The organism is Streptomonospora sediminis, from assembly GCF_054778995.1.
The window spans coordinates 1-24,696 of sequence record NZ_BAAGYZ010000089.1; the positions used below are offsets into that span (position 1 = coordinate 1).

General features: G+C 69.7%; 20 protein-coding genes. 11 read left to right on the plus strand and 9 right to left on the minus strand.

Annotated elements, in window-relative coordinates; genetic code table 11:
• From ACYVD5_RS17640 to ACYVD5_RS17670, 7 genes are all read left to right on the plus strand, one after another.
• Positions 1 to 578 (plus strand): hypothetical protein (locus ACYVD5_RS17640; RefSeq protein WP_461002161.1); only part of this gene is annotated, 578 nt, incomplete at its 5' end.
• Positions 579 to 702: 124 nt separating this feature from the next.
• A complete protein-coding gene (locus ACYVD5_RS17645) occupies positions 703 to 3,372 on the plus strand; it encodes a hypothetical protein (RefSeq protein WP_461002162.1) in 2,670 nt (889 codons plus the stop codon).
• On the plus strand, positions 3,281 to 3,604 hold the full coding sequence (locus ACYVD5_RS17650) for a YbaB/EbfC family nucleoid-associated protein (RefSeq protein WP_461002163.1): 324 nt from the start codon (positions 3,281 to 3,283) through the stop codon (positions 3,602 to 3,604). The genes ACYVD5_RS17645 and ACYVD5_RS17650 overlap by 92 nt, the downstream gene beginning before the upstream one ends.
• Positions 3,605 to 3,766: 162 nt before the next feature.
• Positions 3,767 to 4,174 carry a WXG100 family type VII secretion target gene (locus ACYVD5_RS17655; RefSeq protein WP_461002164.1) on the plus strand — a complete coding sequence of 136 codons (408 nt, stop codon included), beginning with the start codon at positions 3,767 to 3,769 and terminating at the stop codon, positions 4,172 to 4,174.
• Positions 4,175 to 4,705: 531 nt separating this feature from the next.
• The gene (locus ACYVD5_RS17660) at positions 4,706 to 5,917 is read left to right on the plus strand and encodes a hypothetical protein (protein ID WP_461002165.1); all 1,212 of its coding nucleotides are present in this window, start codon (positions 4,706 to 4,708) and stop codon (positions 5,915 to 5,917) included.
• Positions 5,918 to 6,007: 90 nt separating this feature from the next.
• Entirely contained in the window at positions 6,008 to 9,331 is a 3,324-nt protein-coding gene (locus ACYVD5_RS17665) for a right-handed parallel beta-helix repeat-containing protein (protein ID WP_461002166.1), read from the plus strand.
• Between the two features lie 421 nt (positions 9,332 to 9,752).
• Positions 9,753 to 10,694 (plus strand): 1-phosphofructokinase family hexose kinase, encoded by a 942-nt coding sequence (locus tag ACYVD5_RS17670; RefSeq protein ID WP_461002167.1) that lies wholly within the window; start codon positions 9,753 to 9,755, stop codon positions 10,692 to 10,694.
• 37 nt (positions 10,695 to 10,731) lie between these two features.
• Here ACYVD5_RS17670 and ACYVD5_RS17675 read toward each other — a convergent pair whose 3' ends face one another.
• Positions 10,732 to 11,400, minus strand: a complete 669-nt coding sequence (locus tag ACYVD5_RS17675; RefSeq protein WP_461002168.1) for a LysM peptidoglycan-binding domain-containing protein — start codon at positions 11,398 to 11,400, stop codon at positions 10,732 to 10,734.
• A gap of 408 nt (positions 11,401 to 11,808) precedes the next feature.
• Here ACYVD5_RS17675 and lexA point away from each other — a divergent pair, with 408 nt between their 5' ends.
• Together lexA and ACYVD5_RS17685 are read left to right on the plus strand one after the other, a co-directional pair.
• Positions 11,809 to 12,579: a transcriptional repressor LexA gene (gene lexA / locus ACYVD5_RS17680; protein ID WP_461002169.1), complete on the plus strand. Its 771-nt coding sequence runs from the start codon at positions 11,809 to 11,811 to the stop codon at positions 12,577 to 12,579.
• A gap of 164 nt (positions 12,580 to 12,743) precedes the next feature.
• The gene (locus tag ACYVD5_RS17685; RefSeq protein WP_461002170.1) at positions 12,744 to 13,823 is read left to right on the plus strand and encodes an alpha/beta hydrolase; all 1,080 of its coding nucleotides are present in this window, start codon (positions 12,744 to 12,746) and stop codon (positions 13,821 to 13,823) included.
• 72 nt (positions 13,824 to 13,895) lie between these two features.
• Here the strand turns inward: ACYVD5_RS17685 and ACYVD5_RS17690 are convergent, their stop codons facing one another.
• The 4 genes from ACYVD5_RS17690 to ACYVD5_RS17705 form a co-directional block, all read right to left on the minus strand.
• Positions 13,896 to 14,489: a hypothetical protein gene (locus ACYVD5_RS17690; RefSeq protein WP_461002171.1), complete on the minus strand. Its 594-nt coding sequence runs from the start codon at positions 14,487 to 14,489 to the stop codon at positions 13,896 to 13,898.
• A gap of 414 nt (positions 14,490 to 14,903) precedes the next feature.
• Entirely contained in the window at positions 14,904 to 15,569 is a 666-nt protein-coding gene (locus tag ACYVD5_RS17695; protein ID WP_461002172.1) for a hypothetical protein, read from the minus strand.
• Positions 15,570 to 15,572: 3 nt separating this feature from the next.
• Positions 15,573 to 18,068: a leucine--tRNA ligase gene (gene leuS / locus ACYVD5_RS17700; RefSeq protein ID WP_461002173.1), complete on the minus strand. Its 2,496-nt coding sequence runs from the start codon at positions 18,066 to 18,068 to the stop codon at positions 15,573 to 15,575.
• Positions 18,069 to 18,327: 259 nt separating this feature from the next.
• Positions 18,328 to 18,900, minus strand: coding sequence for a hypothetical protein (locus ACYVD5_RS17705; protein ID WP_461002174.1), 573 nt, complete (start codon positions 18,898 to 18,900; stop codon positions 18,328 to 18,330).
• Between the two features lie 353 nt (positions 18,901 to 19,253).
• Between ACYVD5_RS17705 and ACYVD5_RS17710 the strand changes: the two genes are divergently transcribed.
• Both ACYVD5_RS17710 and ACYVD5_RS17715 read left to right on the plus strand, forming a co-directional pair.
• Entirely contained in the window at positions 19,254 to 19,676 is a 423-nt protein-coding gene (locus ACYVD5_RS17710; RefSeq protein WP_461002175.1) for a DUF6406 domain-containing protein, read from the plus strand.
• A 133-nt stretch (positions 19,677 to 19,809) separates the two neighbouring features.
• Positions 19,810 to 21,351 (plus strand): long-chain-fatty-acid--CoA ligase, encoded by a 1,542-nt coding sequence (locus tag ACYVD5_RS17715; protein WP_461002176.1) that lies wholly within the window; start codon positions 19,810 to 19,812, stop codon positions 21,349 to 21,351.
• Positions 21,352 to 21,514: 163 nt separating this feature from the next.
• Here ACYVD5_RS17715 and ACYVD5_RS17720 read toward each other — a convergent pair whose 3' ends face one another.
• The 4 genes from ACYVD5_RS17720 to ACYVD5_RS17735 all read right to left on the minus strand — a co-directional run bounded on the left by ACYVD5_RS17720 (position 21,515) and on the right by ACYVD5_RS17735 (position 24,657).
• Positions 21,515 to 21,757 (minus strand): hypothetical protein, encoded by a 243-nt coding sequence (locus tag ACYVD5_RS17720; protein WP_461002177.1) that lies wholly within the window; start codon positions 21,755 to 21,757, stop codon positions 21,515 to 21,517.
• A gap of 70 nt (positions 21,758 to 21,827) precedes the next feature.
• The gene (locus ACYVD5_RS17725; protein ID WP_461002178.1) at positions 21,828 to 22,919 is read right to left on the minus strand and encodes a glycoside hydrolase family 3 N-terminal domain-containing protein; all 1,092 of its coding nucleotides are present in this window, start codon (positions 22,917 to 22,919) and stop codon (positions 21,828 to 21,830) included.
• Positions 22,916 to 23,755 carry a carbohydrate ABC transporter permease gene (locus ACYVD5_RS17730; protein ID WP_461002179.1) on the minus strand — a complete coding sequence of 280 codons (840 nt, stop codon included), beginning with the start codon at positions 23,753 to 23,755 and terminating at the stop codon, positions 22,916 to 22,918. The genes ACYVD5_RS17725 and ACYVD5_RS17730 overlap by 4 nt, the downstream gene beginning before the upstream one ends.
• The gene (locus tag ACYVD5_RS17735; RefSeq protein WP_461002180.1) at positions 23,752 to 24,657 is read right to left on the minus strand and encodes a carbohydrate ABC transporter permease; all 906 of its coding nucleotides are present in this window, start codon (positions 24,655 to 24,657) and stop codon (positions 23,752 to 23,754) included. Before ACYVD5_RS17735 ends, ACYVD5_RS17730 begins: the two co-directional genes overlap by 4 nt.
• Positions 24,658 to 24,696: the final 39 nt, after the last annotated feature.

Here is a 24,696-nt window from a genome sequence, read left to right on the forward strand (position 1 = left end):
GCGAAGACGGCGGCAGCGAAGACGACACCGAAGGCGACGGTGGCGGCGGCGAAGACGGCGGCGGCCAAGGCAATGGGAACGGCAATGGCGGGAACGGCGACGTCACCGCTATCGACGTCGGCATGATCAGAAATCTCAACAAGAAATACCTCACGCCCCTCACAGAAGAGTTGGAACGCCAAGAAAAAGATTTCTCGGGATATTCCGGAAAAGGGCGATTCCTGCTTATTGGAAACGGCGATTCTCTACCGATGGCCACGGAACTCGGAAAGAATGTCGACAACTCCCTTCGGACAATCCATGAAACAGTAAAAGAAATCTACCTTGAGATGCACGATGTCACCCGAATCTTGAACAAAAATGTGAGTGGCCTACAAAATGCGGAAGAGGACCAGGAGTTGACCGCATCGGAGGTTCTGGCGTACATCGGTTCCCCCTCCGTATCCCCTCCAGGAGGAGGCGGTGGGGGAGGTTTCCAAGGCCCGGGTCAAGGCAACGGCAACAACGGAAACAACGGCGGCGACGGCGGCGACGGCGGCGACGGCGGCGACGGCGGCGACGAAGAAACCCAGACTTGACAAGAATCGAATGACGACGGCAGCGGCATTTTATGGTTTTGTGTGGCTCGCCGGTCCACTTTAGAATGCCACCCCACTCCACAAGAATGGAAGGTCACCGTTGCCTAAACCATTCCATGAAATAATGAACCTGTTTGCCGACAAGAAAGATGCGAAAAACGGCCACCACCCTCCACTACCTAACGTCGAAGTTCTTTCCGAAGGGGAGTACTTCGAAAACCACGAAGACAACGAAGCCATCGGCTGGTACTTCCCACCGAACAACCAGGACATTCATGGAAATTTCTGGGATAAGATAGACCTCTGGTTCGATTACTACGATCCGCCGGACTATTCCTATTATACTTACGGCGGCTATTACTATGATTATGATTCCGGAACTCATATCCAGGGCTACAAGCGTAACAAAAAGCTATGGGAGGAAACCGAAAAAAACTTCATAGAAAAACTTAGGAAACTAACAAATGTGGCGAAAAACCTTGGGGACGGGGGAGGAGAATGGTCTACAACCCATGACATGGGATCCTTGACGAAAATAGCACGTGAGATCAACGAACTGGAAAATTTCCTTGAGACGATGGTCTCCGGCGGAAAGGATAGTGATGGACTGAAAGGACTCCGTCAGAATCTCGACCTTCCCGATAGCGGATTCCGAGGAACCGCCGCCGGCGCATTCGCTGATCGTGTGGAGGATCTCTATATCCGGCTAGATGACATGCAACTCCAGTTGAGTGATATTGACTTCTACCTCTCCAAGATCATTGACGACATCAGAGAAAAAACAAAGGATCTGGTGGAGAAAAGTGAAGAATGGATGGGGAACAATGATGCCCGAGTCCAGACCATACTAGAAAATTGGTACAACGCCGCCAATGCAACCAAGACATGGGATGAGGGCCGTGGTCAATTCACCATCGACATCCAAGATGGCGGTGCGCCAGGGGTAATATCGAACCCGGGCGACGATACGGACCAGAGGGTACTAAAGCACCTAAGAGGAAAATGGCAAGAGCAATTTCAGGAACTTGAGAACGCGGCGGTAAGCTTCTATAACGTCGTTGAGACCGCTTACAATGATGCCCGGGCCGATATTCCGTCCTTTAAAAAACCAAAGGGTTGGCTATCGCCCGATAGCTCTACAAACGGTGGGGGCGGCAACGGCGATGATAAAGACGGGGATGGTTTCCCTGACAACTTCTGGGACGATTTCCCCAACGGAGGCGGCGGGGATGGTTTCCCTGAGGACTTCTGGGACGATTTCCCCAACGGAGGCGACGACGGAGGCAACGGCGGCGGTCTCCCTGAGGACTTTTGGAACAATTACCTCAACGGAGGCAACGGCGGCGGGCCACCTCCCGGACCCGAGAAAATTGACGTTCCCCCGCCGGCACCGGACGAAATTCCCCCTCCAAGATTCGAGGGAGGCGAAAACAACTACGTCCCCCCGCCCAACTTCAACAACGGCGGCAACAACAACGTGCCGCCGCCGCAGTTCGACGACTCCGGCAACCGTATGCCTCCGCCCAACTTCAACAACGCCGGCAACAACGTCCCCCCGCCCAACTTCAACAACGGCGGCAACGGCAACGTGCCCCCGTCCGACTACACCAACTTCACACCCCCGCCCCCGCCTGTAATTCCGCCACCGAGTTTCCCCGGCGGCCCGAACGGCAGCAACGGGAACGGTGGCCGAAACAATCTGGAGATCGACCCCCAGACCGGCCTCCCGATCGATCCCGACACCGGCGAACCCTTCCCTGTGGATCCCGACACCGGGATGCCTTTCGACCCGGAGACGGGACTGCCGTTGGATGTCGACCCCGAGACCGGCGAGGTCGCCCCGATCAATCCGATTACCGGCGAGCCCTACGACCCGGGGACCGAGGTCCCCACTCTGGAAACCGACCCGGAGACCGGCCGCCCGATCAACCCGGAGACGGGCGAACCCTTCCCCATAGACCCCGATACCGGGTTGCCCTACAACCCGGAAACCGGACTTCCCGTCGTCACAGATCCCGAGACCGGCGAGGTCCTGCCGATCGACCCGCAGACGGGCTACCCGGAAGGTTACGACCCCAACGCGGCAAACATCGATCAGCCCGACTTCCCGGAGTACCAGGGACCGGATACAACGAACTTTCCCGAATACACGCCGCCACCGACGAGCGGCGGCAACGACGACCCAGGCGGAAGCGTGTACCAGGGCCCACCGAACCTGCAATCGGGCCCCGGCACGGATTATCCCGGCCAGGGGCCGGGGTCTTCGGACCGGAGCCAAATGTTCTCCGGGCCCCAACCGTCGCCTGGCACCGGCGGGCCGGGTTCTCCAGGCGGCATGGGGAGCAGCGGTCCGGGTTCCGGCGTTGGGCTGGGCGGCCCCGGGGCAGGCACGGGAGCGGGCGGCGGCTTGGGCGGCGGCTTGGGCGGCGGTATGGGTGGCATGGGCGGCATGGGGATGATGCCGCCGATGGGTGGCATGGGCGGCATGGGCGGTGCCGGCGGCGGCAACGAGAAAAAGCAGCGCAATACGTGGCTGTCGGAGGACGAACGCGTCTGGGGCACCGCAGCCAGCCGGAACAGTACAGTGCTGGGCCGACCGACGCCCGGCACAGACAACAAGAGGAGTGGAGCGCGCAATGAGTCTTGGGAACCCGGAGGAGAGAGAACGCGAACTGGGTCGTCTGCAGGAGAAGCTCCGCCAAGTGGAGGACGCAAGCGCAAGCCTGGAGGCGGCAACCGAGGAAGCCGTAACCAAAAACAAATCAATAACGGCGACGGTGAACGCGAGCGGTGATCTGGTCGGTCTCAAGTTCCACACCAAGGCCTACCGCGATATGGCCCCTGCCGAGCTTTCCGAAACCATCATCGAGGTGGTGAAGCGCGCCCGCGGCCAGATGGCGGAGCGAGTGGCCACCCTTTACCAGCCGTTCGCTCCCGAAGGCATCGATATGGAACAGGTCATGCAAGGCAAGTTCGACGCCGGTTCCATGTTCCGCGATCTCGGTGTGCAGCCCCCTCCCGGCTAGACCGTGTTCGATGGCGCCCTTGGCAAGGAGGGAACCGCCGCGCGCCCCCGCGCCTGATGCGCGAAGCACCGCTTCTGGACCGGGGGCTCCGACGGCCGACCGCCGCTGCCGACGCACCCGGTCCAATGGCATTGCGAATGCACCAAGGAAGGGAAGGTAAGCATGGACCTCTCCAACTACGACCATCCGGACGACATCGAGTCGGACGGCACGTTCGTGTACGTCGATCCCGAAAAGCTCAGGCAGGGCTCTGCTGGGCTTCGGATCCCCGCCGACGCGATGGACCAGCTAGTCAATTCTTACGAGAATTTCGTGAACCAGCTCGGTGAGCCGTGGGGCAGCACTGACGACGAGTTCGGCGAGGGAGCCAAAAAGAAGCTTCTGCCGCTGATGAAGGACTATCCGAAGTTCCTACGGGAAATAGGCACCGCCCTGCACGAAACCGCCGACGAGACATTGGTCACCGAGCGCAACCAAAGCGCCAGCGAGGAGTACGGGGAAGAGATCGGCAACAACTTCAAAGATGGCCTCAATGACATCGGTGGAGGTGGTGGCGGCCGGCGGGGGTGACACCGGCGCCGGTCCCGATCCGGCGGATATCCGGTCCGCACCGCATCTCCACCACCGGGACCGGCGGCCGTCGCCCGCCATCCCGGGGGCGGCCCGGTGCCGCCCCATACCCGGTATCAGTCCCGTTCAGTTCCCGCTTCGACGCGGAAGACTTCTGAAAGGCACATGATGAGCGAACCGTCGCCCTCTCCCCTGGGCGCGGCGGCTGCCAGCGGACTCGGGCCGCCCGGCCTGCTGCGGTGGCCCACCCGCCCTCCCCTGAACCAGCGCCCCGGGCAAACCCGGAAACCGGACAGACCTGCGGGCGAGCAGCTCGGGGGCGAGCCGCTTGCGGAACGCGAGGTTGCCCCTGAACCGCGGCCGCAGGCGGCGCCCGCTGCTGCGGGCCGCCCGGGCATTTCGGTTCCCGACACCGACCGCCTCGCGCAGCCGGACACTTCTACTGACAAGCGGACCCTCGGCCGGCCGGGACCGCCCGCGCTGGCGGGGGCCGCAATCGCCGGACTGCTGCTGGTTGTAGCGCCGTTCGCCATGTCTGCAATGCAGCGGCCGGAGACCCTGGCCACCGTCCCGGTCACCGCGGGCGGCGGGGGACTGCGCGCCGACGGATCCGGCTCCGACAGCGCCGGGACCGGTGGCGGGGGCCAGGACTCCGCCGGCCAGGAAGGCTCCAACGCGCTCGCCGGCGGCTCGGGCGGCGACGGCGGCCAGCCGGACCGCGGCTATATCCCTGCACCGCCGGAGGGGGCGGGGGCCGGCGCGGGGAATCCGGCCCAGGGCTCCGCCGGTGGTGGGTCCGGCGGCAACGAACCCGGGCAGCAGGAGGGCGGGCCGGAAGGCGGCGCGCCGGAAGGCGGGCAGAACCTCCAGGAAGGCAGCGTGCAATCGAACGGTGCCCCGGCCACCGGCGAACCCGACGACGGCGAGGACGGCGACACGGCCAAAGGCAGCGGAGACGGCGGCGGTAAATCCGAGGAAAGCGGCAACGGCAACGGCAGCGGCGGCGACTCCGCCGGCGGCGACAAGGAGGGAGACGAGGACGGCGGGAACTCCCCCGACGGCGGAAACAGCGGAGACGGCGGCGATCCGCCCAAGGGCGATGGCGGCGACGGCGGCGACCCGGTCGCGCCGATGATGGCCGGCGGCTCGCCCAGCGCCGATCCCTCCCCCAGCGGCGATGCCGAGTCGCCGCCGAGCGCCTCGGAGTCGCCTTCGTCCTCCGCCCCGGCCTTCACCGCGGTCACCGGCCCGGGCTGCCCTTCCTCCCCCGGCGCCGCCTATGGCACCGCGGGCCGGGACGGCGAGGACGCCGCGCGCTGGGCCACCCGCGACGGCGGGTACGGTCGCGACGGCTGCGACGGCGCCTACGACGCGATTCCGGTCTCGGGTACCTCCGAGCACGGCGACGGCAAGTACGCCTACTGGTCGTTTACTCCCGGCTTCACCGACGCCGAATGCGACATATTCGTCTATGTGCCGGAGGATGGGAGTCCGCGGTGGGTTAGCGACCGCGAGGCTATGTACCAGATCTTCCCGGGGCCCGACCCGTCGGGCGATGCGGCGGCGGTCTTCGGCATCAAGCAAGCGGAGTCGAAGGGCGGCTGGGTGAAGGTGACCGGCTTCGTCTCGCCGGCCGAGCAGTTCACCGTCCAGCTCACCAACATCGGTGAGAATGCGGTGGCGGACCAGGCGGGTCATACGTCCCACGTCGCGGCGTCGGCGGTACGGACGCGCTGTTCCTGACACAGCGAGTCCACAGGCGGGGTCCGCAAGGGCCCCGCCCGCAGAGCAAGGGGTTGCTGCGAAGCGACCCGCTAGTGAAGGAGAACGAACGTGGCCAGGCAGCTCCTCAGCGTCGCCGCGGATGCAGCAGACGCCTATCCGACGATCAGCGCAGCGGTCGCGGCCGCCGACAGCGGCGCGCTGATCAGCATCGCGCCGGGCCGCTACGAGGAGAACCTCGTGCTGCGCGACGTGATCACACTGGTGGCGCGCGACGGCCGCGGCAGCGTGGAACTGCTGGCCGAATCGCGCAGTGCCGTGGCCTCGGCGGCGGAGGCGGTGAAACTTTCCGGGCTGATACTCAGCGGGCGCTCCGACGACCACCCTGCCGTGGACATCGCAGCGGGCCAGGTCGAGATGGCCGATTGCGAGGTAACCGCGGCGGCCTGGGCGGCGGTCTCGGTGCGCGGATCCGGCGCGCTGGCGATGCGCGGCAGCCGCATCACCTGCTCGGGCGGGGCGGGCGTGGTGATCACCGCGGCCGAGCCCAGCGTGGTCGAAGACTGCGTCATCGAGGAGGTGAGTACCAGCGCCCTGGTCATCGGCGAGCGCGGTCGGCCGGCGGTGCGCTCCTGCGTGCTGCGCGATGCGGGCGGCAACGGCCTGTTCGCCAGCGGCCAGTCCGCCGGCACCGTCGAGAGCTGCAATATCTCCGGTACGGGCAAGCCGGGTATCGCGCTGGAGGAGGACGCCTCCACCAGCGTGCGCGACACACGCATCCACGACATCTCGGGCGACGGGCTGGTGATTTCCAGCGCCGCCCGGCCGGTCGTGGAGGACTGCGTGATCGAGGACGTGGGCTCCCGCGGGATCGGGGTGCACAACGGCGCCGACCCGCAGTTTTCGCGGGTGGCCGTGAACCGCACCGGCGGGGTCGGCATCCATGTGTGGGGCAAGGCGCGCGGCCTGTTCACCGACTGCGATATCACCGAAAGCACCGGCGATGGTGTGCGGGCCGAAGACCGGGCGGCCACGTCGTTCATCGGCCTGACGGTGCGCGGCGGCACCGGGATCAGCCTGAGCGGCGGCAGCACGGTGGAGTTCGACCGCGGCATCGTGACCGGCACCTCGGGTCCGGGCTTCGTGATCGAGGACTGCGCCCCGTTCCTGCGGCGCGTGGCGGTCACCGATACGCGCGGGCAGGGCGTGTTCTTCCGCAAGGACGGCCACGGGCGGGTGGAGGACGCCACGCTGGACCGCACCGGCAAGGCCGCCATTGCCGTGAGCGAGGGGTCCCGGCCGCTGCTGAACGGCGTGCAGATCACCGACGGCGGCGACCACGGGGTCAGCATCGGTGCCACGGCAAAGGCCGACCTGCGCGACTGCGACATTTCCGGCTGCGCGGGCGAGGGGATCGCGGTGCACAACCGCGGGGAGGTTTCGGCGCTGCGCTCGCGGGTCTACAACGGGCGGCGCAACGGGGTGTTGGTGACTTCGGGCGCGAGCGCGTCGCTGCGGCACTGCGAGATCTTCGGCAACGGCAGCGACGGTGTGCTGGTGCATTCCACCGAGGACGTGGTCGTGGAGGAGTGCTCGGTGCGCGAGAACGCGCGGTCGGGGCTGCGCCAGACCGTGCAGAGCGACCAGATGCGGACCGAGGAGCTGCTCAGCCAGGACAACGGTGCCCCTGACGCATACGGCGAGGACGCAGGAAAAGCGGTGGCCGCCCCGGCCGCGGCTCCGGATGGCGCCGAGGAGAGCGACACCGCCGCCGCTGAGGAGACCGAGGAGAGCGGCCCGCTGGCCGAGCTCGACGGCCTGGTCGGGCTGACCAGCGTCAAGCACGAGGTCAAGACGCTGATCAAGCGCACGCAGATGAACCGGCGGCGCGCCGAGATGGGATTGCCGACGCCGACGATGGGCCGGCACCTGGTGTTCGGCGGTCCGCCCGGTACCGGCAAGACCACGGTGGCGCGGCTGTACGGCCAGATCCTGGCCGAGCTGGATGTGCTGCGCTACGGCCATGTCGTCGAGGTGGCGCGGGCCGACCTGGTGTCGCAGTACGTGGGCGGCACGGCGATCAAGACCACGGAGGTGTTCGAGCGCGCCAAGGGCGGTGTGCTGTTCATCGATGAGGCCTACACGCTCTCGGAGGGCGAGGGCGGCAACGGGCCCGACTTCGGCCGCGAGGCCGTGGACACGCTGGTGAAGCTGATGGAGGACCACCGCGACGATGCGGTGGTGATCGTCGCGGGCTACACCGACAACATGCAGCGGTTCCTGTCGGCGAACCCGGGCCTGGCCTCGCGGTTCAGCAAGACCATCGAGTTCCCCAACTACGAGGTCGACGAGCTGGTCCAGATCGTGCGCAACATGTGCGAGGCCAACCACTACGTCATGGAGGAGAGCACGGTCAAGGCACTGTCCGACTACTTCGAGCAGGTGCCCAAGGGCCCGGCCTTCGGCAACGGACGCGATGCGCGCAAGATCTTCGAGGGGATGGTCGACCGCCAGGCCTACCGGCTCGGCGGCGAGGCGCCCGACAGCGCCGACGAACTCGCCCGGCTGATCCCGGACGATCTGGGGTCGGAGGTGCTGGAGAGCTCAAATTCCGGCGCGTCAGCTGACGACCTCGCCAGTCTGCGGGCCGAGTTGGACGGCATGATCGGCCTGCACGATGTGAAGAACACGGTCAACGACCTCACGAACCTGGTCGTCATGTCCCAGCGCCGGGCGCAGATGGGCCTGCCGGTGGCGCCGATGAGCCACCACCTGGTCTTCGCGGGGCCGCCCGGTACAGGCAAGACGACCATCGCGCGGCTGTACGGCAGGCTGCTGCACACGCTGGGTGTGCTGCCCAGCGGGCAGGTGGTCGAGTCGGCCCGTTCCGACCTCGTGGGCCGCTACGTCGGCCACACGGCGCAATTGACCGCCGAGGTGTTCGAACGGGCCAAGGGCGGTGTGCTGTTCGTCGACGAGGCGTACACGCTGGCGCCGAAGAACGCCACCGGCGGGGACTTTGGCCAGGAGGCCATCGATACGCTCGTAAAGCTGATGGAGGACCACCGCGACGAGGTCGTGGTCATCGTCGCGGGCTACACCGCGGAGATGCAGCGCTTCCTCGACTCCAACCCCGGGCTGGCGTCGCGGTTCAACCACCGGGTCGAGTTCGCCTCCTACAGCGACGACGAGCTGGTGACCATCGTCGAGCACATGGCCGAAGGCTCGGGTTACGTGGTGCCGGAGGCCACCCGCGAAGCGCTGCGCGCGCACTTCTCGCAGGTGGAGCGCACCGCCTCGTTCGGCAACGGGCGCTACGCCCGCCAGATCCTGGAGCGCATGGTCACCCGGCAGGCGGGCCGCCTGGTCCACGCCGAGGACGCCCAGCGCGACGACTTCAACACCCTCCTTCCGGAGGACCTCCCCGGGCAGTGAGCGGCTTCCAGGGGCCGCGGCCGGCGCCGACCGCGGCCCCTGGCGCGTTGCCTCGGCCGCGGATTCCGCGGTTGCGGGAGCCGTTGCTGCGGATTCCTGGCCGGTTCCGGTCGGGCGCACCCATCTGCCCGGGGGCGCTCATTTGAGCGCAACCGGTTGACTGGCGGCTTCCCGCGGACATAATCGGAAGGGAGCCGCATACAAACGGACCGGTGAACGCGGGTGCAGACACGCACAGTGCCAGCGCCACGGCTCGGACCCGAGGCACACAGCGCCGACCGCAGGATCCACCTGCGCCTACTGCCCCGCCACGGATTCCGCATCGGCAGGCGGCCGCGCCCACCCAACGGCAGGGGGCCGGGCTCCGCCGCTGCGGGCGGCACCGACCGCCCGCCGCCGCTGACCCACGGAGCCTGTCCGCATGATCCTCACCTGTACGCCCAACCCCAGCGTCGACCGGACTCTGGAGGTCGCCGAGCTGGTCCGGGGCGCCATCGTGCGCATCCACTCGGCCCACACCGAGGCCGGCGGCAAAGGCGTCAACGTCTCCCGCGCGCTGCTCCGCAACGGGCGGGCGACGACCGCCGTGCTGCCGATCGGCGGTGCGTCCGGCACCGAACTCACGGCGCTGCTGGCGGGCCTGTCCTTCGTGCAGGTGCGGGTCGCCTGCGCCATCCGCGACAACGTGACGGTCACCGAGGACGACGGCACCACGACCAAGCTGAACAGCACCGGGCCCGACCTGTCCGCGGACGAGGTCGAAGGGCTGCTGAACGCGGTCGATACCGAGCTCGCGCGCGGTCCCGACTGGCTGGTGGCCAGCGGCAGCCTGCCCGGCGGCGCCCCGGTCGGGCTGTACGCCCGCATCGCGGGGCTCGCCGCCGCCCGCGGGGTGCCCGCGGCGCTGGACACCTCGGGCCCTCCGCTGCGGGCCGGCGCCGCGGCCGGGGCCTTCGCGCTGCTCAAACCCAACCGCGAGGAGCTGGGCGCGCTGCTGGGCCGCGACCTGGCGACCGTCGGCGAGGTCGCCGCCGCTGCCCGCGAGGTGGTCCGCTGGGGCAACCGCACGGTGCTGGTCACCCTCGGGCCCTGCGGCGCCGTACTGGTCGAGGACGGGCGCACTTGGTGGGCGCGGAGCCCGGTGGCCGTGCCGCGCAGCACCGTGGGTGCGGGCGACTGCGCGCTCGCGGGTTACCTGTCGGCCGAGGGCCCTCCCGCCGAGCGGCTGCGCCACGCTGTGGCGTGGGGCGCCGCCGCAGTTGCCCAGCCCGGCACCGCGGTGCCTGCGCCCGAGGACGTCGACCTGTCGGCGGCGACCGTGGTCGCCGACCCGCCGGGGAACTGGCCCGCCACCGAGCAGTGAGCCGCCGGCGGTGGCCGCCCGGGCGGCCACCTCTGCGCTAGAAGTCGGGCATCACGAGTTCCTGGCCGGGTTCGAGTTCGGACCGGCGCAGCTCGTTCTCGCGCACGATCTCGTGGACGGTGCTGCGCGGGTCGTGGCCGGGCCGCACTCGTTCGGCGATCGACCAGAGGGTGTCGCCGTCGCGGACCACGACCGTGGCGGGCCCCGATCCGCTGAGGGCGGATTCGGCGGCTGCTCCAGAAGCGGAAGCGCCGGCGGTGGCCACCGCGATGAACAATCCGGCGAGTGCGGCGGTGGCGAGCACCGAGGCGGCCGAGACCGCCACGACGCGGCCGCGCCGGGTGAGCCGGACGTACCACAGCTCGCGCGCTGCGGGGCTGAGCGGCGGTGCGGCGGTATAAGGGCGGGCGGCGGCTCGCGGCCGCTGCTGGGGGACGGGATCGGCGGGCCGACCGGGTTGCGCGGGCTGTGCGGGGTCCGCGGGCCGTACCGGCCGCGCGGGTTGCAGCGGCTGTGCTTGCGGGCGCCGCGGGGCCGGTACGCGGGCGGCGGCCGCGCCGCGCCACTCCGGGACCTGCTGCGCCCAGTCGAACAGCGCGCCGTCGCGGGCGGCCGTACCTAAAGCGGCGACGTCTAAGCCGCCCGTGCTGCCGGGAGTTTCGGACGGGGATTCGGTCGGGGATTGCACCGGTTGGCCGGTCGGCACGGATGTCAGTCTCGGCCGCCTGCCGGCCCGGCCCGATGAGCTGTCACTGGGCGTATCGGCCCAGGGTACGGGGGGGTCGAATGCAGAGGCGGATTCAGCCGCAGACACAGTCATGACCACACTGCCCTCACCTTCGTACGCCAGTTCGTTAGAACTAACGTTCGATTCTTACCGCATTCGAGCGAATTTTTCAGCACCATCTCGAACGTTTGTTTGATATTGCCGGTTGCACGGACTACCGTTGGACATGTTTCGCCGCGGTATCGGCGGTGCCACTCCAGGTGGCCTGCCGCTCGCTACCGCTGCTGCACAGATCGACTAGCCGTCTCCCGCGTTTTCGGGGGATCCGCCTGACGCCCGCACCGATTGCCGCACCCAGAGAACAACCGACCGCCGAGGAGGCCGGCCGTGCCGGAGGAGAACCACGGAACCCAGGAACCTCACGCGGGCGGGGGGTCCGTCACCGCACTCCGGTCCACTGCCGCGCCACCCGCCGATCCGCAGGATTCCGCTGACGGCGCCGCGAACGCACCGAAGCTCACTGCACGCCAGCAGAGCGTACTGAGCTGCATCCACCGCTATGTGCGGCAGCGCGGATATCCACCGTCCATCCGGGAGATCGGCGACGCGGTGGGGCTATCGAGTCCGTCCAGTGTGGCGCACCAGTTGAAGGTGTTGCAACGCAAGGGCTATCTCTACCGCGACCAGAACCGCCCACGAGCGGTCGAAATTCGCATTCCGGGCCAGCCGCCGGTGCGCTCCTGGGACCGCCTCGAAGAAGACGAACCCGAGTCCGACGGCTCGCGCGCCACCGACGTTCCGGTGGTCGGGCGCATCGCCGCGGGCGGCCCGATCCTCGCTGAGGAATCCATCGAGGACGTCCTCACGCTGCCCAAGCAGCTCGTGGGCGAGGGGCGCCTGTTCATGCTCAACGTCGTCGGCGACTCCATGGTCGATGCCGCCATCACCGACGGTGACCTGGTCGTTGTCCGCCAGCAGCCCGAGGCCAACAACGGCGATATCGTCGCCGCGCTGCTCGACGACGAGGCCACGGTGAAGTCGTTCAAGCGCGATGCCGACCACGTGTGGCTGCTGCCCCGCAACGCCGAATACGAGCCCATCATCGGCGACGAGGCCACCATTCTCGGCAAGGTCGTGGCAGTACTCCGCCGGGTCTAAAGACCCAAACCGGGCCCGGAATAACGAGTCTGACTCGCTTTGGCACGAGTCCGTGATCTTCGGTGTAGATCACGGACTCGTCGCCTTTTCGGAACCCAACGGTTATCCCGGCCCGCGCCCGCACCGCGGCCGGTTGCGGGCACGGCGGGCAATACGGTAGGTGCATGCCCGTCCGCTCCACCGCACGCATGCCCCGGATCCTGGCCGCGCTCTTGGCGCCGCTGCTCGTCGCCGGCTGCGCCACCGGCGAACAGCAGCCGACCGCGAAACCTCCCGGCATCAGCCCGCGCGAACACGACATCACCTTCACCAGCGGTCCCGACACCCTCCACGGCACGCTGGCGCTGCCACCCGGCGCCGGCGATGGCGACGGCCTGCCCGCGGCACTGATCATCTCCGGCAGCGGTCCCACCGACCGCAACGGCAACGCCCCGGGACGCCCCGACGCGGGTACCAACAGGAACTTCGCGCGCGTGCTCGCCGATGCAGGGGTCGCCTCGCTGCGCTACGACAAGCTCGGCAGCGGCGACACCGGCATGGCCTCACACGGCGAGGACACCCCCATCGGCTACGGCGTGTTCGAGCAGGAGGTCGCCGACGCCTACGAGCACTTGGCCGGCCGGCCCGAGGTCGATCCGTCGCGGCTGATGGTGCTTGGCCACAGCGAGGGGGCACTGTTCGCCCTGCGCGCGCACGAGACCGTCAGCGGGCCCGGGCCGCAGGCGCTGATCCTGGCCGCGCCGCCCGGCGAACGCTACCTCGACGTCCTCGACCGGCAGCTCACCGAGCAGGTCCGCCAGAGCGAGGCCGCCGGTTCCATGGACTTCGCCCAGGCCACCCAGACGCTGTCGGACATCCGCTACGCCATCTCCCTCGTCCGCGACGGCGGCGACCTGCAGCAGTCGGACCTGCCGCAGGGCATCAGCGAAATCCTCGGCCCGCAGACCGCACCGTTCCTGCGCACCATCGACGCCGCGGACCCGGTGGATTCGGCGCGCGCCGTACCCCGGGACACCCCTGTCCTGGTGCTGCGGGGTTCGGCCGACTCCCAGGTCACGCGCAGCAGCGTCGACCGCCTCATGACGGGCCTGCCCCAGGCGCGGCGCGTGCGGATCGATGGTGCCGACCACGTGTTCCGCAGGTACAGCGACGCTCCGGGCGCCGCCGTGCTGGATGCCGAACGCCGGTTCTCGCCCGAGGTCGCCCCTGCCGTCCACGGGTTCCTGGAGTCGGCCGGGGTGTGACGGGCGGCGCCACACCGGAGGAAACCGTGCCAGGTGCCCGTCCGGTCGCCGCTGCGGCCGGATAGGCACCTATCAGTAGTCGCCCTGCTCGATCTCGGTGGCCACGGCGCGGGCCAGCGATTCCCCGTTGGCGAGCGCCTCGCCCTCGGGGATGGACTCGCTGGCCTGGTAGTTCACCGCGGCGGTATGGCAGGCCATCAGGTACAGGTTCGACATCCGCACCGCGGTGCAGCCCCAGCTGAATCCCTGCAGGGACTCGTTCCAGACCTTGGCCTCGTCGCCGAGTCCCGAGAGTTCCTGCGGGGACTTGCCGCGGGCCGCCGCTTTGAGCGCATCGGAGGCGGCCTCGGTGCCGGTGGCGCCGGCGCGGTCGCCGTAGCGCACGAGCACGAGGCGGGCCACGGCAGGCACCTCGGTCGCGGTTTCAGGTGTGGCCCAGCGGCATTCGTAGCCGTCGCGGCTCTCGTTGTCGAAGCCCGCTATGCGCTCGTCCAGCTCGGTCTCGCGCGCGGGGACCAGGTTGTCGAGCGTGTCGGCGGGGGCAACCGAGCAGTCGGGCGCGGATTCGTAGGCGCCGCCGACCGCCGAGCCCAGCGTGACGATCGCCCACACCCCTGCTCCGGCCAGCACCAGTACCACTGCGGCAAGGGCGGCGACCGCGGCCATGGCGCAGCCGCGGCTCTGTGCCGGAGCCGACTGGATCGGCGGCGCCTCGGGCGGCGCCGGCGCGTGGTGCCCGGGCGGGGGTCCCTGCGGCCCGTACTGCCCGTGCCCCTGGGCGGAAGGCGGTCGGCCCGGTCCCCCGGGGCCCTCCGGTCCTGCCGGCGCCCCTGGGCCCCCTGGCCCTCCTGGAGAGGCGGGCGGCCCGCCGTGCGGTGGGGACTGGCCGGGACCGGGCCCGCCGGCCGGTGGCTGGGTCATCGGTGCCTCCATGTACTGGTGTGGTCCCGCGCACACGCGCCCGCGGCCCCCGCCCCCTGCGGGGCCGCCGTGCGCGCAGTTACCGTACTACCCGCTGCATCCGGGTTCCGCGCGGGCAGAGGCGCCGCGCCCGGCCCCGCGGAACCGGGCGCGGCGGAGCTAAAGGGCCCCGGCCACTTGTTCGGCGATGGCGATCGCGCCGTCGCGGGCGTCGCGGTAGTCGAGGCCGCCGCCGGCGGGGTCGCCGCCGTAGAACACCTCAACGAGCATGTTGTCGCGGCGGAACACGACTTCGGCGGCGTTGCGGTCGGCGGTGCCGGGCCACGCCAGCGCGCCCTCGCCCAGTTCGGGCACGGGGTCGGCGCCTTCGAGGTCGCCGATGGGTGCCAGCTCGTCCAGGCGGCGTGCTGCGGCGCGGGTGCCGCTGATGTCGCCGGCCTTGTCGGTGAAGTGCGCCGTGAAGTCCAGGTGCAGCGACCGCGGCGGCCCTTCGCCGGAACCCACCGAGGTCCACACGCAGGTGGAACTGTCGGCGTTGGCCATCGGGCCCTGGGCGCTCTTCTCCAGCTCGGCGCCGGGTACCAGGTCGCGTACCTGGTCCTCGGGTACCGAGCCGCAGCCCGGCGCGGCGGCATAGGTGTCGGCTTCGTCGGCCTCGACCGCAGGCGCACCGCGCCCCCACACGAGCCCGGCCGCGACCGCGACGGCCACCACCACGGCCGCACCGGCGCCCGCTGCGATCCACAGCCGCGGCGGTATCCCGGCCACTCCGGCGCTTTCGGCCGCGGTGCCCCGGGTGCCCAGGGCGCGCCCGATCCGGTCCATGGGTCAGGCCACCACGATGTTGACCAGCTTGGGCGCGCGCACCACGATCCTGCGGACCTCCTTGCCGCCGATGAAGCCCTGCACCTTCTCCGAGGCCAGTGCGAGCCGCTCCAGCTCGTCGGCCTCGATATCGGGGGCGACCTCCAGTTTGTCACGCACCTTGCTGGAGACCTGGACGACACACGTGACCGCCTCTTGGGTCAGCAGCTCGGGGGCGGGGGTGCGCCAGTTGCCGATGGCGACCGATCCGGTGTGGCCGAGGCGCTCCCAGCCTTCCTCGGCGGCGTAGGGGGCGAACAGCGACAGCGCGATCGCGACCACCTCGGCCGCCTCGCGCACCGCGGGGTCGTGGGCGCCCGGCCCGGAGTCGATGGCCTTGCGCGCCGCGGTGACCAGCTCCATCACCCGGGCCACGGCGACGTTGAACCGCTGGGTCTCGACGGCGCCGGTGATCTTGTCCAGGGCCTGGTGGGTGGCCTTGCGCAGCGCGGTATCGCCCTGGGCGGGGTCGGTGCCCGGCTTGGATGCGGCGCCCGCCTCGGCCATGACCCGGAAGGCGCGGTTCAGGAACTTAAGCGACGCGGCCGGCGAGACGTCGGCCCAGTCGATGTCGTCCTCGGGCGGACCGGCGAAGACGACGGTCAGCCGCACGGCGTCGACACCGTACTTGTCGATCTCCTCGCCGAGGTCGACGCCGTTGCCCAGCGACTTCGACATGGCCTTGCCCTGGTTGATGACCTGGCCCTGGTTCAGCAGCCTGCGGAAGGGCTCGGTGAAGGAGACCATGCCCATGTCGTAGAGCACCTTGGTGAAGAACCGGCTGTAGAGCAGGTGCAGGATGGCGTGCTCGACACCGCCCACGTACTGGTCGATCGGCCCCCACTTGGCGACCTTGTCGGCGTCGAACGGTGCGGTCTCGCCGTGCGGCGAGCAGTAGCGGAGGAAGTACCAGGAGGAGTCGACGAAGGTGTCCATGGTGTCGGTGTCGCGCTGCGCCGCTCCGCCGCAGGAGGGGCAGTCGACATTGACCCAGTCGGTGGCGGCGGCCAGCGGAGAGGCTCCCTTGGGGGCCAGGTCGGTGCCGCGGAGGTTGCCGGGCAGTTCGACCGGCAGCTGGTGGTCGGGGACGGGGACCTCGCCGCAGTCCGGGCAGTGGATGATGGGGATGGGCGTGCCCCAGAAGCGCTGCCGCGACAGCAGCCAGTCGCGCAGCCGGTAGTTGACCGATCCCGTGCCGGTGCCGCGCTCGGTGAGGATCCCGATGATGCGTTCGATGGCCGCGTCCTTGGCCAGTCCGTCCAGCGGCCCGGAGTTGATCAGCAGGCCTTCGCCCGATGCGGCGATCCCGGTCTCGGCGGGGTCGCCTTCGCCGGTGTCGAGGACCTCGCGCACCGGCAGGCCGAACTTCAGCGCGAAGTCGAGGTCGCGCTGGTCGTGGGCCGGGACCGCCATGATGGCGCCGTGGCCGTACTCGGCCAGGACGTAGTCGGCGGCCCAGACCGGCAGGCGCTCGCCGTTGACCGGGTTGATCGCGTAGCGACCCAGGAAGACGCCGGTCTTGGTGCGTTCGAGCGACTGGCGCTCGATGTCGGTGAGGCGCGAGACCGCATCGCGATAGGCCTCGAAGTCGGCGCGCTGTTCGGGCGCGCACAGCTCGTCGGCGAGTTCGGCGTCGGCGGCCACCACGAAGAAGGTGGCGCCGTAAAGGGTGTCTGGCCGGGTGGTGTAGACCGTGACGGGTTCGTCGCGGCCTTCGATGCCGAAGGAGACGTCGGCGCCGTGCGAGCGCCCGATCCAGTTGCGCTGCATCAGCAGCACCCGCTCGGGCCAGTTGCCCTCAAGCTGCTGCATGTCGTCGAGCAGGCGGTCGGCGTAGGAGGTGATGCGGAAGTACCACTGGTTCAGGGTGCGGCGCACGACCTCGGTGCCGCAGCGCTCGCAGCGCCCTTGGACCACCTGCTCGTTGGCCAGCACGGTCTGGTCCTTGGGGCACCAGTTGACCAGGCCGTCCTTGCGGTAAGCGAGGTCGCGCTCGAAGAACCGCAGGAACAGCCACTGGTTCCACCGGTAGTACTCGGGGTCGCTGGTGTGCAGCCGGCGGGTCCAGTCGAGGGCGACGCCGTAGCGCTTGAAGGACTCCGCCTGGGTTTCGATGTTGGCGTAGGTCCACTCGGCCGGGTGCGTGCCGTTTTTGATGGCGGCGTTTTCGGCGGGCAGGCCGAAGGAGTCCCAGCCGATGGGGTGCAGCACGTTCTCGCCGAGCTGGAACCGGTAGCGGGCCACCACGTCGCCCATGGCGAACGCCTCGGCGTGGCCCATGTGCAGGTCGCCCGAGGGGTAGGGAAACATGTCGAGGACGTAGGAGCGCGGACGGTCGTCGGCCGGGTCCTCACTGGCCGTGAACGGGTTCTCCTTGGCCCATCGCGCCTGCCACTTGTCCTGGAGCGCGCGAGCGTCGTAGGAGTCGCTCGCAACCTGTTCTCCGTCTACCGCTGTCATCGCTGGATCGTCCTCTAACCGGTCGCTGGAGGGCACGTACCGGCTGGGGTCGCGACTTCCGCGCCGCGCGCCCTCGGGGATCGGCTCCGCCGCGGCGAGCTGCCAGCCGGGATGTCTACTCCAAGGTTAGCGCGGTTTCCGGCAGCCCCTTGACACTGCGGCTGCAGGGCCGGAGGACAGCCGCGGCCCTGCCCCTGTGCCGCCGGCGCGTGCGGTCGGGCGGCGCGGTGCGGTCGGGGCGCCGCCCGGCCGCACGCGGTTACCCGCGGCGGTTGCGGGCGTTGCCGCGGCGGGGGCCGGATAGGCGGCCGGTCCTGCCCGTTGCGGGCTCGTCGGCCGGGGACCCGCCCGGTTCGCGGGCGCGGGCGGCGCGGCGGTGTTCCCGGGCGGCGCGTTCGTGCTCCTCGGCGGCGAGGCGGCGCTGGCGGGCGGGTTCGGATTCCGGTTCGGCCGCCGCCGGGGGCACCGGGCGGTGGATCTCGGCGTCGCGCTCCATGACCGGCCGGCCGGTCGCCTCCTCGTCGATGAGGTGGCGTGTTTCGCGGTCGAGGTTGGTGGTGATCGGTGTGGTCTCGTGGCGCTCGCCCTCGATGATGGCGGCGGCCTCGTGGTCGAGGCGGGTGTCTCCGGCGCCGCGGTCGGCGGTGTCCTCCACCACCGTCTGGGGCGCGTATCGGCCGCGCTGGCGCCGGGGAAAGCGGCGGCGCTGCGGGTCGGCCAGGCCGGCGCGGAAGTAGGTGCGCGGCTGACCGGTCCACTGCACCAGCCACCAGCACACGAATACGGCAGAGGCCAGGACCAGGATTCCCACGGTCCATATCCAAGTGGGCATGGCTGCCTCCTCGGGGTTGTCCTCATCTTGTTACGCAAGGAGGTTTCACGTCATTCCAGGACTCTCCAAAGGGCCGTTCCAGTGGCTCTCCGGAGGATGTCCGCCGGTGCGGTTGGAGCTGCTTCCCCCGTCCCACTGCCCCGGCGGGGCCCCGCCGCAACGGTCGGCGGCGCCCGGATCGCCGCGCTGGTGGGAGAATGGCGGCGGAGCGGCCGCTTCCCTGCCCGTCCTCTCCCCCATGGCTGCGCCCTGCCTGCGTTCAGCCCGCTTCCGCCGTTCCGCCGTCCCCCAGCGCCGGTATGCCCGTTTCGCGTACCGCCGTCGCCGCCCTTAGCTTGTGGAGACCCCCGAAGATGACCGTGTTCCACCACGCCCGCCGCACCCGCCGGATCGCCGTTGCCGCCGCCGTGGCGGCGGGCCTGCTGATGGGCGCCGCAGCCTGCGGCCCGGGCGAGCCCGAGACCGCGCAGAGCAGTTCCGCGCCGGTGCTGGGTACCGACAACGACCGGGTCCAACTCCTTGAGGGCACGCCCGCGTCGGTGGAGGGCGCATCTTCCACTGGAACCGTCGAGCTGCAGTTGACCGGTTACGAGGACGGTGCGGAGCCGGCCGTGGTCATCAGCGCCCAGCCGGAGAGCGGTTCGGCCAGCGAATACACGCTGAGCCTGGGCGATCACCTGGATGCCGGCGGGTCGTCCTGGCGCGTCTCCGAGATCGGGATCAGCGGATCCGAGGCCCAGCCCGCCAGCGTCACGCTGACCCGCGAGCCGGAGTAGCCGGACCGGGCAGCCGGAACCCGGTGGCCGGGCGGCGCGGTCCGGGCGGGCACGTCAGCTATCCCGGCGACCGCGAGCAAGTTACTCTGCGGTAGAAAGGTGACCGAAACCACCTCGCACTGTTGGAGGCGCGATGCTCAACCTCGCTTCACTGCTCGAAGACGGCGCCCGGAAGAACCCCGAACGCGAGTGCCTGGTGTTCGGTGACCTGCGGCTCGACTACGCCACGACCAACATGCTCGCCAACCAGGTCGCCGAGATGCTCACCGCTCGCGGCATCGAGCCCGGCGACCGCGTGGCACTGGCCAGCCCCAACACGCCCTACTTCCCGTTCGTCTACTTCGGCGCGCTCAAGGCCGGCGCGGTGGTCGTCCCGCTCAACGTGCTGCTGACCTCCCGCGAGATCGCCTACCACCTGCAGGACTCGGGCGCCAAGGCGCTCTTCGCCTTCACCGGCACCCCGGAACTGCCGCTGGGTGAGCGGTCCTTCGCCGCCTTCAACCAGACCGACTCCTGCGGGATCTACGTCGACCTGCCCGCCACCCCCGGCGCCACCGAGTCCCAGATCGACGGCGCCGAAACAATCTGGGCGGCGCTGGCCGGCACCACCGGCTCCTTCTCCGCGGTGCAGACCGGGGCCGAGGACACCGCCGTCATCATCTACACCAGCGGTACCACCGGCACGCCCAAGGGCGCCGCGCTGACCCACATGAACCTGATGTTCAACGCGGTCGTCTCCGACTCCCTGTTCGACCGGACCGAGCACGACGTCTACCTGACCTCGCTGCCGCTGTTCCACATCTTCGGCCAGACGACGATGATGAACTGCGGCCTGTACCGGCACGCCACCCTGGTCCTGCAGGCCCGCTTCGATGCCGACGAAGCGCTGTCGCTGATGGAGCAGGAGGGCGTGACCATCTTCGCCGGCGTACCCACCATGTACTGGGGGCTGCTCGGCGCCAAGGGCGAGCACGACATCGGCGCCATCGGCGCGAAGCTCAGCACCGCCGTTTCGGGCGGCAGCGCACTGCCCGGCGAGGTCGCGCGCAAGGTGACCGAACAGTTCGGCGTGGAGGTGATGGAGGGCTACGGGCTCTCCGAGACCTCGCCGGTGGTCTCGTTCAACAACCCCAAGGTCAAAGCGAAAACGGGCTCCATCGGCCGACCCATCTGGGGCGTGGAGATGAAGCTGGTCGACAGCGACTTCACCGATATCGAGGGCGAAGGGCCCGGCGAGATCGCGGTGCGCGGCCACTGCGTGATGAAGGGCTACCACAACCGGCCCGACGCCGATGAGCTCGTGCTGTCCGACGGCTGGTTCCGTACCGGCGACATCGCGCGCCGCGACGACGAGGGCTTCTACTTCATCGTCGACCGCTCCAAGGACATGATCATCCGCGGCGGCTACAACGTCTACCCGCGGGAGCTCGAAGAGGTCCTGATGACCCACCCGGAGATCAGCCTGGCCGCGGTCGTGGGTGTGGCGCACGAGACGCACGGCGAGGAGATCAAGGCCTACGTCATCCGCGAGGAGGGCGCCTCGCTGACCGAGGAGCAGCTCGTGGAGTGGGCCAAGGAGCGCTTGGCCGGCTACAAGTACCCGCGGCTGGTGGAGTTCCGCGACTCGCTGCCGATGACCGCGACCGGCAAGATCCTCAAGCGAGAACTGCGCTGAACCGCGCCCGGGCACCGGCGGGCGGCCGTGCGTGCAGACCGCCGCGGCCGCCTCCGCCGGTACCCCGGGGCGAGCGGTGCGGGCGGTCGACCCTGCAGAAATGCCCAAAAATCAAAGCTGAGATGGGCATTCCTGCGTAATCATCGCCGGAAGACGACAGGGCTTAGAGCGGCCGCCACTGGGCGCCGCAGACCACGCAGCGGAACTCGATCGGCTTGCCGCAGGTCTTGCAGTGCGGCCCCGGGCCGTACTCGCCCAGGTGGTCGGCGTGGCAGTCGGCGAAGTAGCGCAGGTGCATGCAGGAGTTGCAGCGGATCTGCACGGTGGTGGGGCTTCTGGGCCAGGGGGCTTCAGGCTCGATGGGATGGTCGGTGGACTCGGCTGCCCCTGTCGGCTCGGCGTCCATCTGGCCCCTTTGCGCTGTACGGAGTGTCGTTCTGCATCAGCCGCCACCCTTGCGAACGCCCGACCGGTGGTCAAGGCGCGGCGGCACCGGATACGAGTAGCCGCTCGACCCGCCGGGCCGCCTCGGCCAGCCGGTCCGGTGCCACCCGCCCTGCATCGACCGCTGCGAGCACCCCGTCCAGCGCGGCGCGGAAGACCGCCTCGTCGGCGGCCGGGGCACCCGCGCCGGGATCCGCCGCAGCCCCTGCCGCGCCGCCCCGGTTGCCCAGTTTGCCCAGATTGCCGGGATTGCCCAGGCACAGCAGGTCGGCGCCTGCGGCCAGGGCCGCCGCCGCGCCCCGCGCCACCCCCGCGACCCGGTCGGCGGCACCGGTGTAGGCGGCCAGTCCCCGCATGTCCAGCGCGTCGGTCACCGCGGCACCGGTGAAACCCAGTTCCGAACGCAGCAGCGCATAGCACCGCGGCGAGACGCTGGCCGGCGCGCGGTCCAGCTCCGGGACCACGATGTGCCCGGTCATCACCAGGTCGGTCCCTGCTTCCACCGCGGCGGCGAAGGGCACCAGTTCGCGCCGGCGCAGTGTCCGCAGCCCGGCGCCGATCACCGGCAGGTCGATGTGGGAGTCGGTCCGGGTGTCGCCGTGGCCGGGAAAGTGCTTGGCCGCCGCCGCGATGCCCGCCGCGTGCAGCCCTTCGACAAAGGCGGCGGTGTGCGCGGCGACCTGCTCGGGGCCGGCGCCGAACGCCCGGTCGCCGATCACCGGATTGGCCGGGTCGGTGTTGATGTCGGCGACCGGCGACAGCGCCGCCCCGATACCGGCCGCGGCCAGCTCGCGCCCCATGGCCGCGGCGGTTTCGCGGGTGCGTGCGGGCGTGCCGCGGCCGAGCTCGCCGTGGCCGGGGTAGGGCGAGCCGGCGGCCGCGTGCAGCCGGGTGACGCGGCCGCCCTCCTCGTCACAGGCCGCCAGCAGGTCGGGGCGCAGCGCGTGCAACCGGGCCGAGAGCGTGGCGGGGCCGACGGCGAGGTTGGGCGCGAAGTACAGCACCGCGCCCAGGCCCCGGTCGATCGCGCGGGCCAGCCAGGACGGCACCGCGGTTCCCGTGAAGCCGGGCATCAGCACCGTGTGGGCCATCCGGAGCAGCGCCGGGTCCGCGGCGGCGCTCACTGCTTCACCGCCCCCTGGACCAGCCCGGACACCAGTCCGCGTTGGACCGCCAGGAAGAACGCCATCACCGGCAGGGTGATCACGGTGGAGGCGGCCATGACCGATCCCCAGTCGGTGGTGTACTGGCCGAAGAACTGGCGCAGCCCCACGGCCACGGTGTAGTTCTCCGCCTCGTTCATGAACGTCAGCGCGAGGATGAACTCGTTCCAGGCGGTAATGAAGGAAAAGATGCCGGTGGCCACCAGACCCGGCGCCACCAGCGGAAACAGTACCGACCAGAACATCCGGCCCCATGAGCAGCCGTCGATGTAGGCGGCCTCCTCGACCTCGACCGGCACCGCCGCGGCGAACCCGCGCAGCATCCAGATCGCGAACGGCAGGGCGAGCGCGGTGTAGACGACCGCCAGCCCGATCAGCGAGTTGAGCAGCTGCAGATCGCGCACCTGCAGGAACAGCGGGATGACCAGCGCCTCCAGCGGCACCATCTGCACGGTCAGCACCAAGATGAGCACGGTGGTGCGCAGCCGGAAGCGGAACCGGGACACCGCCACCGCCGCCAGCAGCGCCAGCACGCTGCTGGCGGCCACGGTCAGTCCGGCCACTGCCAGCGAGTTGCCCAGGTAGCGCAGGAACCCGGCCTCGGCGAGCACGTAGCGGAAGTTCTCCAGGGTCAGGGAGGTGGGCAGCAGGGTGTCGGTACCCGAGACCGCCCCCTCCGACAGCGCGCTGACCACCATGAAGTAGGCGGGAAACAGCGTGAACGCCAGCACCCCGGCGACCGCCAGCGCGCGGGCCAGGCGGCGCCCGACAGCCCGGCGCCCGGCGCGGGCGCTCACCGCAGCTCCTCGTCGCGGAACAGCGCCCGCAGGTAGACGGCGGTGATCGCCAGCAGCATCAGGGTGAGCAGCACCGCGATGGCCGAGCCGAGCCCGTAGGACTGGTTGCTGAAGGAGCGCACGTAGGACCACACCCCGAGGTTGAGCACGTCGCGATTGCCGCCGGAGCCGCCGGGCATCAGGTAGACCTGCGCGAACACCTTGAAGTCCCAGATGGTGGAGAGCACGGTGACCACGGCGAACACCGGCCGGATGGTGGGCACGGTGACGTTCCAGAACCGCTGCCAGGCGCCGGCGCCGTCCAGCAGCGCCGCCTCGTGCAGTTCGCGCGGGATGGTCAGCAGCCCGGCGAGCACGGTCACCGCCACGAACGGGAACCCGTGGTGGATGACGTTGAGCGCGGCGATGGCGTAGAAGCTCACCCTTTCGGCGAACCAGTTGAACCCTTCGGGCCCCACCACCCCGGCCGCCTGCAGCAGCTCGCGCACCAGCCCGTTGTCGACGTCGAAGATCCAGATCCACACGTAGGTGCCGGTGACCGCCGGCATGGCCCAGGCGACCATGATGCAGCCGAGCACGATCGTGCGGCTCAGCCTGCTGAGCGTGTTCAGCAGCAGCGCCACCAGGGTGCCGAACACGACCGTTCCGGCCACCGCGGCGAGGGCGAACACCGCCGTGTTGGGCAGTGCGACGGTCCACAGGTAGCGGTCGCCGAGCAGGCGGGCGTAGTTTTCCAACCCGATGTAGTCGCTGCGTCCCGAGACCACGTTGTCGAGGCCGTAGTCCTGGACCGACAGCCACGCCACCCGCCCCAGCGGGACCAGCAGCAGGGCCGCGATGGTCGCGAGCGCGGGCGCGAGCAGCGCCCACGGCAGCCCGCGGCGGCGGGTGCGGGCGCTCAGCCGGGGCCGGGTGCGCGGCCCGCGACGGCACCCGCCGCC